This window comes from Coprococcus sp. AF102-57 (genome assembly GCF_027686195.1).
Classification (GTDB): domain Bacteria; phylum Bacillota; class Clostridia; order Lachnospirales; family Lachnospiraceae; genus Allocoprococcus; species Allocoprococcus comes.
This window is the reverse complement of the sequence record NZ_JAQCSY010000002.1, coordinates 66,039-78,114: the sequence shown is the minus strand read 5'-3', so window position 1 is coordinate 78,114 and position 12,076 is coordinate 66,039. Positions and strand designations below refer to the sequence as shown.

Sequence of the window (12,076 nt, the reverse complement as noted above, 5' to 3'; positions counted from 1 at the left end):
ACAGGAGAAAAAACTATATGAACAGAACAGAAAGTCTGCCAATGGTTGCCCTGCGGGGAATGACAATTCTGCCGGAGATGGTGGCACATTTTGACATCAGCCGGGAACGCTCGATTGAAGCGGTTCAGGAAGCGATGGCAAGCGACCAGAAGATTTTTTTGCTGACACAGAAAGATGTGGAAGTGGAAAATCCGGGAGAAGCAGATCTCTACCGTGTGGGAACAGTTGCGACAGTAAAACAGATCATCAAACTGCCAAAGCAGATTCTGCGGGTGCTTGTATCTGCAGAAGAGCGGGCGGTTTTAAATACAATAGAATTTGCAGATCCGTATCTTCGGGCAAATATTACGATCCCGGAAGAGAGTGATCCGGATATTGCAGGCGAGATCAACCGGGAAGCGATGATGCGGGGACTTCGGGATCTGTATCTGGATTATGCGGCGAGAATGCCGAGGATCACAAAAGATATGGTAAACCAGATCAAAGAGATCACGGAATTGAAAAAGATGGTGAATCAGGTGGCAGCGAATATGCCTCTGGATTACCGGGAATTGCAGGAAATCCTGGAAGAACTTGATTTTGACAGACGTTATGAGCTTATTTCCTTTAAGTTGGTCAATGAGATGCAGATCATGAACATCCGCGATGAGATCCAGATGAAGGTGAAAGAGCGTGTGGATAAGCATCAGAGAGAATATATCCTGCGCGAACAGTTGAAGCTGATCCGAGAAGAGCTTGGTGAGGATACTACAATTTCCGATGCGGAGGAATTTGCACAGAAGGCAGAAGCGCTGGATGCACCGGATGAGGTAAAAGAAAAGCTGAAAAAAGAGATCAGCAGATTTAAAAATTCCATGCAGAGTCCGGCAGAAGCGGGTGTGATCCGTACATATATTGAAACCATGCTGGAAATGCCATGGAATAAGCGGGCTGAGGATTTTACAGACATTGCATATGCGAAAGAGCTTCTGGAAGCAGAACATTACGGACTGGAAGAGGTTAAAGAACGTGTGCTGGAGTTTCTGGCAGTACGTGCTCTTACGAAAAAGGGTGACAGCCCGATCCTGTGTCTGGTAGGTCCTCCGGGAACTGGAAAGACATCCATTGCAAGATCACTTGCAAAAGCACTGAAAAAACCGTATGTGAGAATTTCTCTTGGCGGTGTCCGTGATGAGGCTGAAATCCGTGGACACAGAAAAACTTATGTTGGTGCAATGCCGGGACGGATCGCAAACGGTATTAAGAGCGCCGGGGTAAAGAACCCACTGCTCCTTCTGGATGAGATTGATAAAGTCAGCACAGACTATAAGGGAGATACTTTTTCTGCGCTTCTGGAGGTGTTGGACAGTGAACAGAACAATCGTTTCCGTGATCATTATCTGGAAGTCCCGGTCGATCTGTCTGAGGTGACATTTGTAACGACGGCTAACTCGCTGCAGACAATCCCCCGGCCCCTTCTTGACCGTATGGAAGTAATTGAGGTCAGCAGTTATACGGAGAATGAAAAGCTGCATATTGCGACAGAACATCTGATTCCAAAGCAGTTGGAAAGACATGGACTAACAAAAGAACAGCTTACGATCAGTAAGGGCGTGATCTGGAAAATTGCGCAGAACTACACCAAGGAAGCCGGTGTGCGTCAGATGGAGCGTGAAATCGGTAATATCTGCAGGAAGGCTGCCAGAGAGATCTATGAACATGATAAAAAGAGAGTTCAGGTAACAGAGCGGAATATTGAAAAGTATCTTGGAAAAGAAAAGTACACCTATCAGATGGCAAATGCCGAGGATGAGGTGGGAATCGTCCGTGGTCTGGCATGGACCAGTGTAGGAGGAGATACCCTGCAGATTGAAGTGAATGTAATGCCAGGAAAGGGTGAGATCATTCTGACGGGACAGCTTGGCGATGTGATGAAAGAATCTGCGCAGGCAGGAATCAGTTATATCCGGTCAATCAGCAGTAAATATAAGGTTGCTGAAGATTTCTTTGAAAAACATGATATCCATATCCATATTCCGGAAGGGGCAGTTCCGAAAGATGGACCTTCAGCCGGTATTACGATGGCGACTGCGATGCTCTCTGCAATTACAGACAAGAAAGTGCGTGCTGATCTTGCCATGACGGGTGAGATTACGCTGAGGGGAAGAGTACTTCCGATCGGAGGACTGAAAGAGAAGCTCCTGGCGGCAAAGAATGCCGGAATCAGGACGGTACTTGTACCGAGGGAGAACAAAAAAGATGTGGATGAACTTTCTTCTGAGATCACAAAGGGACTGGAGATTATTCCGGTATCGCAGATGGAAGAGGTTCTGAAAATCGCACTTATACGCACACGGAGGAAAAAAGATGGTAATTAAGAATGTAAATCTGGAAACAGTCTGTGGAATTACAAGTAAATTGCCGGATCACACTTTGCCGGAGATCGCATTTGCCGGAAAATCCAATGTCGGTAAATCTTCTCTGATCAATGCACTGATGAACCGGAAGGCGCTTGCCAGAACTTCGGCAAAACCTGGAAAAACACAGACCATCAACTTTTACAATATCAACGAAGAAATGTATCTGGTGGACCTTCCGGGATACGGTTATGCAAAGGTTTCCGAGCAGGAGAAGGCACAGTGGGGAAAGCTGATCGAGCGTTATCTTCATGGCTCTAAACAGCTGCGAGCCGTCTTCCTTCTGATCGATATCCGTCATGATCCATCTGCGAATGATAAGATGATGTATGACTGGATCGTGGATCAGGGATTCAATCCGATCATTATCGCGACAAAGCTTGATAAGCTGAAGAGAAGTCAGGTACAGAAGCAGGTAAAGGCAATTAAGACCGGACTGAAGCTGCTTCCGGGAACTGTTGTGATTCCTTTCTCAGCAGAGACAAAGCAGGGACGGGATGAGATCTGGAATCTTGTAGACACAGAATTCCTGGGAAAAGGAACAGAGGAATAACCTTGAAAAATCCATTGCATTATCAGTTTTCGGATTATGATTGTGGATCGACGTCCATGCAGAATGCGAGCAGCTTCCTCAATGCATCCAAACAAGATGTATGGCGATTCGGGCGCTGATATCTCAAGTGGGTTGCATCAACTAAGATACGGGGAGAAAAAGTTCACCCCCACAAATTCCACTTTGGGCGGGATTTGTGGGGGTTGCTTTTTCTGGTTGGTTGGTAAGAAAAGCAAGTGGGATACCAATTTTTAGAATGTGGATATCATTTTAGATTTCTTGCCAGATTATATAAATTTTTGATTACATCAGTTTTCTAAACAGATCTTTCAGATCTTCTACGGATGCGTCTTTTGGATTTCCAGGTGCGCAGGCATCGGCGTGGGCGGATTCTGCGAGGAACTGGAGATCTTCTTCTTTGAGGGCTTCGAGTTTGGATGGGATTCCTACGTCTTCAGAGAGTTTGCGGACTGCATCTACAGCTGCTTTTCTGTATTCTTCCTGAGACATATTATCTACGCCTTCAACTCCCATTGCGCGGGCGATTTCACGGTATTTTTCTCCTGTGCAGTCTGCGTTGTATTCCATTACGATCGGAAGCATCATTGCGCATGCAACACCGTGTGGTGTGTCATAGACTGCTCCAAGGGTATGAGCCATTGAGTGAGCGATTCCAAGACCTACGTTTGAGAAGCCCATTCCGGCGATGTACTGTCCAAGAGCCATTCCTTCTCTTCCTTCTTTGGTGTTTTCAACAGCACCGCGGAGAGATTTGGAGATAATCTCGATTGCTTTTAAGTGGAACATATCTGTCATTTCCCATGCGGCTTTTGTGGTGTAGCCTTCGATCGCATGAGTTAATGCATCCATACCGGTTGAAGCGGTCAGTCCTTTTGGCATAGAAGACATCATTTCCGGGTCTACAACAGCGATGATTGGCATATCATGTGGGTCTACACAGACGAATTTACGTTTCTTTTCTACATCTGTTACTACATAGTTGATCGTAACTTCTGCAGCAGTACCGGCTGTTGTCGGAACGGCAATGATCGGAACGCAAGGTTTCTTTGTCGGAGCCACACCCTCCAGGCTTCTTACATCTTCAAATTCCGGGTTTGCGATGATGATACCGATTGCTTTGGAAGTATCCATAGAAGATCCGCCGCCGATTGCGATGATGTAATCAGCACCTGAATTTTTGAAAGCCTGTACACCGTGCTGTACGTTCTCGATAGTCGGGTTTGCTTTGATATCAGAGTAGATTTCGTAAGCAAGTCCTTCTTTGTCTAAGATATCTGTTACTTTGGAAGTAACATTGAATTTGATCAGATCCGGGTCAGAACATACAAGAGCTTTTTTGAAACCGTGAGCTTTTGCTTCTGTTGCAATCTCTGCGATTGCACCTGCTCCATGATAAGATGTCTGATTTAACATAATTCTGTTTGCCATGATACATATCTCCTTTTCGTTTATGATAAAATCACTTGTTTCTGATACTATTTTAACAATAAGAAGGTGGTAAAAAAAGTTACAGAATATGAAAAGTGTAACATTTATACAAAAAATTAAGACAAAATATGCAAATCAGTGAAGAGTTGCACAAGTTTTTCCGGCATGCCAAGTACTAGTTGTTTTGCAAGCTGCGCAGGCGGAAATTTCATTCCGCCAAGCAGCCATTTGACAGTCATGTAAATCGAGCCACGGCAGTACATCTCTAAAAGAAATGAAGTTTCTGCATCCGGGCGTCTTCCGGTTTTCTGGAAAATAAGGTTTGAATAGAATTCCAGAATCAGTTCAAAATCATGTTCTTTTAAAGAGTTCTGATCATCAGAGCGGAATGCTGCAGCGAAAAACAGGTGCTCTTCCTTTAAATATTCAAATTTTTTGACCAGTCCGTCATAAACAGTGGTACCTTCGCCCATATGTTCAAATGATTTAAGAAGAAGTTTGTCAAAATACCAGTTGATCAGATCGTATTTATCAAGAAAATTGCGGTAAAAGGTCTGGCGTGTGACGCCGCAGACTTCCACAATCTGGCGGATGGTGATATCATCGACAGAAGTGGTCTTCATACAGGTTTTCATTGCTTCGGCGAGCCGGTATTTGGTAGATTCGGATTTGGCCATGTTCAATTCTCCTTAATCGTAGGCATGTTTTTTTCTATATAAATAGTACGGTATGATCAAAGCTGTGGTAGTGATCCAGGAAATCGGATAACTAAGCATTACACAGGTTGTGGTATGGTGTGCCGGTAAGACAAACATAATCCACGGAATACGGATCAGACATACGCCGCCAAGTGTGATCAGTGTCGGCAGCAGGACATCGCCGGTTCCGCGAAGTGCACCGGAGAGAACTTCAATAAATACATAAATAGTGTAGCACGGTGCCATAAAACGCAGCATATCAATACCGATATTGATCACATTTTGATCTGTCGTAAAAATTGAGAACAGTGGGCGGCAGAAGATGGCTAAAAACAGCACGATCCCTCCGCATACAGCCACTGCCATGGCAAGGCAGATACGTACACTTTTGAAAATACGTTCTTTTTTACCTGCTCCATAATTTTGTCCGGCAAAGGTTGTGATTGCAATTCCGAATGCTCCGTTGACTGTCCAGAAAAGCGCATCCAGTTTACCAAAAGAAGCCCATGCAGCGGCAGTATCGGTTCCGAAACCATTGATCGCTGCCTGAATAATGATATTGGTAATACTGTACATAAATGCCTGCAGTGCACTTGGAATACCGATGCGGAATTCCAGACGCAGCTTCAAAAGGTCTATGTGCAGTTTGCTCAGATAAAGCTTGCAGTCATCATATTTTTTCATCAGTGCATTGGTAACAAGGATTGCACTTACTGCCTGTGAAATAATGGTCGCGATAGCGGCTCCGACAATTCCCATATCAAATACAATTACCAGTACCAGATCGAGGATGATGTTTAGAAAACAACAGACGATCAGGTAATATAGTGGTCTGCGGGAATCACCGATGGAGCGCATGATGGCTGAGCCTATATTAAAAATCAAGGTACCGAAAATACCTAAAAAGTAAATCCGCAGATAAAGAATAGAATCTGCAAGTGTATCTGCAGGTGTATCGATGAGCTTCAAAAGAAATGGTGTTAAGGCCCATCCGAGTATTGTAAATACAATACTGAGAATAACGGAAAAAGCATAGGCGGTATGCAGACTCTTTTGCAGATTCCGCTCATCCTTTGCTCCATAAAACTGAGAAACAATTACAGATGCACCGCTTGCAAGTCCCGTAAAACATCCGATGATCAGATTGGAAAGAACGGCAGAAGATCCCCCGACTGCGGCAAGTGCGCCCTTTCCGACAAAACGACCGACGATGACAGCATCTACGGTGTTATAAAGCTGTTGAAACAAAGTTCCAACTACAATAGGAAAGAAAAAAATCAATAATTGCTTCCAGATAACTCCTTCGGTAATCTGATTGGTTTTTGTACTTTCGTTTGACATGTTAATAACCTCCAATGAAAAAACTAAAAAAACATACCTAAACGAAGTATAACATGAAGTCGGAAGAAAAGATATCAGATGAAGAGAAGTTTCATAGAAATAAAACCAACTTTGACTAACACCGTATGAAATGGTACAATTGAAACACTACGAGAAAAAAGGAGTACAAAGAAATTATGGAAAAAACAGTTGAAGCAGTAATCTGCGGACATGAAATTACATCAGCAGAGGTAGATGCATTTATCGCAAGCCTTCCGAGAGAACAGCAGGTATACGCATCCCATCCGGATTTCCGCAAACAGTGTGTTGATCAGCTGATCGCAGTTTATGCACTTGCAAAATATGGTGAAGAAGAAAAGTTAGACGAGACAGAAAAGTTTAAAGCAATTCTGGAAAATGCAAGAAAAGATATCCTTGCACAGATGGCGATCGGCAAGATCTTTGAGGGAATCACAATTTCAGATGAAGAGATCAGAGAATATTTTGAAGCAAACAAAGCAAGATTTGCAAAAGGAGCATCTGTTCATGCAAAACATATTCTGGTTGATTCCGAAGACAAATGTAACGAACTACTTGAATCCATCGTAAGTGGTGGGAAAGCATTTGAGGATGTTGCAAAAGAATCTTCTACCTGCCCGTCAGGAGCAAACGGTGGAGACCTTGGCGAATTCGGAAAAGGACAGATGGTCAAAGAATTCGAAGATGCCGCATTTGCAGCAGAAATCGGACATGTGGTTGGACCGGTCAAGACACAGTTTGGATACCATCTGATCAAAGTGGAAGATAAGAAAGGAGCCGAAGATGCGAAGCTTGATGATGTAAAAGAGCAGATTAAGAGTGAGATCATGCAGAAAAAGCAGCAGGAGGCTTATACCGCGAAGGTGGAAGAACTGAAGAAGAAATATATGGCATAGTATTTGCCAGGATTTCATTCGATTGATAAAAAACAGCAGGACAGATTAATTTTTATCGGATCTGCACCCATTGCGCAGGCAATCCTTCTATCTGGAATCACTTATGCTGCCAACTCTCATTTATGAAATATTTGTGAAAACTCCCCCGCAGATTTGACGAAACACGAAAAAAGTTGTAGTATATATGACGGAATTGTTACAGAACTGTTAAGAAACGGAGGTACGAATGCAGATTCGCAGTGCAGCAAAATGGATCGCAGCGGCAGCAGGGATACTGGTTGGCGCCGTTATCGTAGGATTTACATTAAAAGATACTACATATATAGAAGCAAAATTAGAACAGATCAAAGGAGCAAGACAGTCTGTTACAGCAGTGGAGAAAACGACAGCAAAGACGCAGAAGATAAAAAATGCGGAAATGGTGAAAAAGACACCCCTTCCGGAGAGTAGCAGTATTTCTGATTTTGCATTTACAGGACAGATGCCTGAGCTTCCTACCGGATGTGAGATCACATCTCTTACAATGGCTTTGAATTATTATGGATATTCTGCAGATAAGATGGCAATGGCACTCAAATATTTACCGACAGTTGGATGGACCAACACTTATTACGGAAACAATGAAACTTTATATGGAAATGATATTTACAATTATTTTATAGGAAATCCACAGTCAGAGACGGATGGATTAAGCTGCGGAGCGGGAGCAATCGTGACGGCAGCAGATGGCTATCTTGCAGATAATGGAAATGCAATGAAAGCAGAGGACGAGACAGGATCAGAGCCGGAACAGCTGTATCGTTTTGTAAGTGAAGGAACCCCCGTGGTTGTATGGGGAACAATTGGTATGGAAGAACGTCAGATAATGGAAAGCTGGAATACGGAAGATGGAAGAGAAGCCAGCTGGGCGATGAACGATCATTGTGTTGTACTGATCGGATACAGTGCAGACAGTGTGACTGTTGCAGACCCGATTGAAGGGATTGTGAGCTATGACAGAGCACAGTTTGAATCGGCTTTTCGTTCCAGAGGTAATCAGTGTGTGATTTTGAAGAATGTACAATAGAGAAGTGGGAGGTACTTTGCAGATAAAAACAGTCTGTGAAGTATCTCTTCTTTATATATGTGATGAGCTGAGTGCAGAGTTTCGTCTGTTTAAGGAAAGAAGATCAGGATTGTAAAAATATTTGAGAAGAAGTTTGCCAAAGGATTGACAATTATTTGTTTTTTTGGTATCTTTAGACTATGGTACAAACGTTAGTCTAAAAAGTAAAATGACAAGAAGGAGAGTTACCATGAATTTAGTAACGAATATTCAGAAGTATTCGATCCATGACGGAGATGGAATTCGTACTACTGTATTTTTTAAAGGATGTCCATTAAAGTGCGAGTGGTGTCACAACCCTGAGACACAGCGTTTTGAGAGAGAACTTCAGTGTGATAAAGAAAAGTGCGTCGGATGTGGAACCTGTGCGAAGGTCTGTCCGAACGATGCCATCACTATGGTAGATGGAAAGCCGGAGCTTGACAAAGAGAAATGCCAGCTTTGTGGAAAATGCGATAATTTCTGCCCGCAGGGCATTCGAGAGATCGTAGGGCAGGAGTATCCGGTAAAGGAAATGGTAAAAGAACTGATGAAAGACCGGATGTTTTATGAACAGTCCGGCGGTGGAGTCACACTTTCCGGTGGGGAAGTGATGGCGATGTCAACGGATTATATTTTACAGATCGCGAAAGCGCTTAAAAAAGAAGAAATTTCGCTTACCATTGACACCTGCGGATATGTTTCGTATGATAAATTTGAAGCAATTTTACCGTATGTAGATACGTTTTTATATGACGTAAAAGTGATGGATCCGGAATTACATAAAAAGTATATCGGAGTTGACAATAAGCTGATCCTGGATAACCTGGTGAAGCTTTCAGATGCAGGAGCAAGGATTTACATCCGAATCCCGACGATCAAAGAAGTGAACGGCAATGTGCAGAACATGGAAGATACCATTCATTTTCTGAAGAAACACGGCATTCACCCGGCACAGGTTAATCTGCTGCCTTACCATAATACAGGAAGCAGTAAATATCCGAAGTTGGGTATGGAATACAAGGGAACTGATTTACATGCACCGGAAAAAGAAGAGATGGAAAGTTTTGTAAAGCTTTTTCAGGATGCAGGGTATACCAACACAAAAATAGGAGGATAAGAAAATGGCAAGAGGCATGAATGAAAGAATTCAGAAGCTGAGAGAACTGAGTGTTACAACACCGGTTCACATTGATCTCGAAAGAGCAAGAATCGAGACAGATTTTTACAGAAAAAATGATGGAAAATATTCGATTCCGGTTATGAGAGCCATGGTATTAAAAGAATATTTTTCAAAGAAGACACTTTATCTGGGAGACGGTGAGCTGATCGTTGGTGAAAAAGGAAAAGATCCACAGGCTTCTCCTACATTCCCGGAACTTTGCTGCCACAGCAAAGAAGATATGGTAGTTATGAGTGAACGTGATCTCGTATCTTTCCATACAACAGAAGAAGATCGTGAGATCCAGGAGAAGGAAATCATTCCTTACTGGTCAGGACGAAGCATGAGAGAGAAGATCCTTGCAGCTATGACTCCGGAATGGAATGACTGCTATTCAGCAGGTATGTTCACAGAGTTTATGGAGCAGAGAGGACCTGGACATACATGCGGTGGTGAACAGAATTTTAAAGTTGGATATCTGGAATACAAAGAAAAGATCAAAAAGACTATGGATGCGCTGGATTTCATGAATGATCCGGAAGCTACCGATAAAATGGAAGAACTCAAAGCGATGGATATTGCATGTGATGCGGTTATCATTCTTGGAGAAAGATATCACAAGCTTGCCCTTGAAATGGCAGAAAAAGAAGCAGATCCTACACGTAAGAAAGAATTAGAGCAGATCGCAGCCAACCTGGAAGTTGTTCCGGCTCACAAACCGCAGACCTTCTGGCAGGCAATCCAGTTATACTGGTTTACACATCTTGCGGTTACAACAGAACTGAACCCATGGGATGCATTCAGTCCGGGACGTCTGGATCAGCATCTGATTTCTTATTATGAAGCAGATACAGAAGCAGGAATCCTTGATGACGAGAAAGCAAAAGAACTGCTTGAATGCTTATGGATCAAATTCTACAACCAGCCGGCACCGGTTAAGGTTGGTATTACCTTAAAAGAAAGTGCTACTTATGTAGACTTTGCGAATATCAATACAGGTGGAGTTACACCAGAGGGTAAAGACGGTGTAAACGCAGTCAGCTACCTGATCCTTGACTGTATGGATGAGATGAAGCTTGTACAGCCGAACTCCAATGTAACCATCAGCAAGAAGACACCGGCACGTTTCCTCCGGAGAGCATGCGATATTTCAAGAAAAGGATGGGGACAGCCGGCATTCTACAATACAGAAGCACAGATCATGGAGCTTGTTAATGCAGGAAAGACTCTGGAAGATGCCCGTCGTGGTGGATCTTCAGGTTGTGTAGAGACAGGTGCATGGGGAAGTGAAGCATATATCCTGACCGGTTATATGAATATTCCGAAGATTTTCCAGCTGACTCTTTACAACGGTTATGATGCAATGTCAGGCAAACAGCTCGGACTGACGCTTGGTTATGCAAAAGACTTTAAGACATTTGATGAACTGTGGGATGCATTCAAGAAACAGATGAAGCATTTTATCGATATTAAGATCCGTGGAAACAATGTAATCGAGAGATTATATGCAGAAAATATGCCGGCACCGTGTCTTTCCGTTGTAACAAACGACTGCATCAGTAATGCAAAAGATTACAATGCAGGTGGAGCAAGATACAACACGAACTACATTCAGGGTGTTGGTATTGGAACCGTTACAGACTGTATTGCAGCTGTTAAATACAATGTATTTGACAAGAAGAACTTCACAATGGAAGAACTGATCGAAGCAATGGATCACAACTTTGAAGGATACGATGCAATCTACCGTATGGTTCATGACAAGACACCAAAATATGGTAACGATGATGACTACGCAGATGATCTGATGCAGGACGTATTTTATCTGTATCATGACCTGATCACAGGACGTCCGACTATGAGAGGCGGAAAGTACGGAGTCGATATGCTTCCTACAACCTGCCATGTTTACTTCGGAGATGTGATCGGAGCAACAGCTAACGGACGTAAAGCACATATCCCGGTTTCAGAAGGTATTTCACCGGAGAAATCCGCAGATGTGAACGGACCGACAGCAGTTATCAAATCATGTGCTAAGATGGATCATCTTGCTACAGCAGGAACACTTCTGAATCAGAAGTTCACACCGGACGTCGTAGCAGGAGAGAAAGGTCTTGACAATATGGCAAGTCTGATCCGCAGCTACTTTGCAATGGATGGACATCATGTACAGTTCAATGTTATCGACAGAAAGACTCTGCAGGAAGCGCAGAAGCATCCGGAAGATTACAGAGATCTGATCGTGCGTGTTGCAGGATACAGTGATTTCTTCCGTAACTTAAGCAAACCGCTTCAGGATGAGATCATCAACCGTACAGAGCAGTCATTCGAATAGAAAATAACCAGAGAAATTGAAAAAGGTTAAATAAAGGAAGAGGCAGGAGCACCGCAATGCAGAGAGTAATCTGTGTGTGGTGCTTCTGTTATTTTATGAACAATGAAAAACATTTTCAAATTTCATTGACATATAAAAATAATG

The 12,076-nt window shown here is 43.2% G+C and carries 9 protein-coding genes; 6 read left to right on the top strand and 3 right to left on the bottom strand.

The window, feature by feature from the left end; translation table 11 throughout:
• Positions 1-17: 17 nt before the first annotated feature.
• Both lon and yihA read left to right on the top strand, forming a co-directional pair.
• The gene (lon, locus tag PGZ10_RS01740; RefSeq protein ID WP_270540572.1) at positions 18-2,357 is read left to right on the top strand and encodes an endopeptidase La; all 2,340 of its coding nucleotides are present in this window, start codon (positions 18-20) and stop codon (positions 2,355-2,357) included.
• On the top strand, positions 2,347-2,949 hold the full coding sequence (gene yihA / locus PGZ10_RS01735; RefSeq protein ID WP_008374529.1) for a ribosome biogenesis GTP-binding protein YihA/YsxC: 603 nt from the start codon (positions 2,347-2,349) through the stop codon (positions 2,947-2,949). Before lon ends, yihA begins: the two co-directional genes overlap by 11 nt.
• Positions 2,950-3,252: 303 nt before the next feature.
• Here the strand turns inward: yihA and fucO are convergent, their stop codons facing one another.
• The 3 genes from fucO to PGZ10_RS01720 form a co-directional block, all read right to left on the bottom strand.
• Positions 3,253-4,398, bottom strand: a complete 1,146-nt coding sequence (gene fucO / locus PGZ10_RS01730) for a lactaldehyde reductase (protein ID WP_118218149.1) — start codon at positions 4,396-4,398, stop codon at positions 3,253-3,255.
• 116 nt (positions 4,399-4,514) lie between these two features.
• Positions 4,515-5,075 (bottom strand): TetR/AcrR family transcriptional regulator C-terminal domain-containing protein, encoded by a 561-nt coding sequence (locus tag PGZ10_RS01725; protein WP_008374533.1) that lies wholly within the window; start codon positions 5,073-5,075, stop codon positions 4,515-4,517.
• 12 nt (positions 5,076-5,087) lie between these two features.
• Positions 5,088-6,437 (bottom strand): MATE family efflux transporter, encoded by a 1,350-nt coding sequence (locus tag PGZ10_RS01720; protein WP_118198568.1) that lies wholly within the window; start codon positions 6,435-6,437, stop codon positions 5,088-5,090.
• Positions 6,438-6,613: 176 nt separating this feature from the next.
• Between PGZ10_RS01720 and PGZ10_RS01715 the strand changes: the two genes are divergently transcribed.
• The 4 genes from PGZ10_RS01715 (at position 6,614) to hypD (ending at position 11,932) form a co-directional block, all read left to right on the top strand.
• Complete coding sequence (locus PGZ10_RS01715; RefSeq protein ID WP_270540571.1) at positions 6,614-7,351, top strand: peptidylprolyl isomerase; 738 nt, start codon at positions 6,614-6,616, stop codon at positions 7,349-7,351.
• A gap of 226 nt (positions 7,352-7,577) precedes the next feature.
• Entirely contained in the window at positions 7,578-8,417 is an 840-nt protein-coding gene (locus PGZ10_RS01710; protein WP_270540569.1) for a C39 family peptidase, read from the top strand.
• A 229-nt stretch (positions 8,418-8,646) separates the two neighbouring features.
• Positions 8,647-9,555: a trans-4-hydroxy-L-proline dehydratase activase gene (locus PGZ10_RS01705; protein WP_270246727.1), complete on the top strand. Its 909-nt coding sequence runs from the start codon at positions 8,647-8,649 to the stop codon at positions 9,553-9,555.
• 4 nt (positions 9,556-9,559) lie between these two features.
• Positions 9,560-11,932, top strand: coding sequence for a trans-4-hydroxy-L-proline dehydratase (gene hypD, locus PGZ10_RS01700; protein ID WP_270540568.1), 2,373 nt, complete (start codon positions 9,560-9,562; stop codon positions 11,930-11,932).
• Positions 11,933-12,076 lie beyond the last annotated feature (144 nt).

Excerpts from the sequence above, each read along its gene's own strand:
- PGZ10_RS01710 (WP_270540569.1), top strand. The coding sequence starts at position 7,578 with ATGCAGATTCGCAGTGCAGCAAAATGGATCGCAGCGGCAGCAGGGATA.
- fucO (WP_118218149.1), bottom strand. The coding sequence starts at position 4,398 with ATGGCAAACAGAATTATGTTAAATCAGACATCTTATCATGGAGCAGGT.
- yihA (WP_008374529.1), top strand. The coding sequence starts at position 2,347 with ATGGTAATTAAGAATGTAAATCTGGAAACAGTCTGTGGAATTACAAGT.
- PGZ10_RS01720 (WP_118198568.1), bottom strand. The coding sequence starts at position 6,437 with ATGTCAAACGAAAGTACAAAAACCAATCAGATTACCGAAGGAGTTATC.
- lon (WP_270540572.1), top strand. The coding sequence starts at position 18 with ATGAACAGAACAGAAAGTCTGCCAATGGTTGCCCTGCGGGGAATGACA.
- PGZ10_RS01725 (WP_008374533.1), bottom strand. The coding sequence starts at position 5,075 with ATGGCCAAATCCGAATCTACCAAATACCGGCTCGCCGAAGCAATGAAA.
- PGZ10_RS01705 (WP_270246727.1), top strand. The coding sequence starts at position 8,647 with ATGAATTTAGTAACGAATATTCAGAAGTATTCGATCCATGACGGAGAT.
- PGZ10_RS01715 (WP_270540571.1), top strand. The coding sequence starts at position 6,614 with ATGGAAAAAACAGTTGAAGCAGTAATCTGCGGACATGAAATTACATCA.
- hypD (WP_270540568.1), top strand. The coding sequence starts at position 9,560 with ATGGCAAGAGGCATGAATGAAAGAATTCAGAAGCTGAGAGAACTGAGT.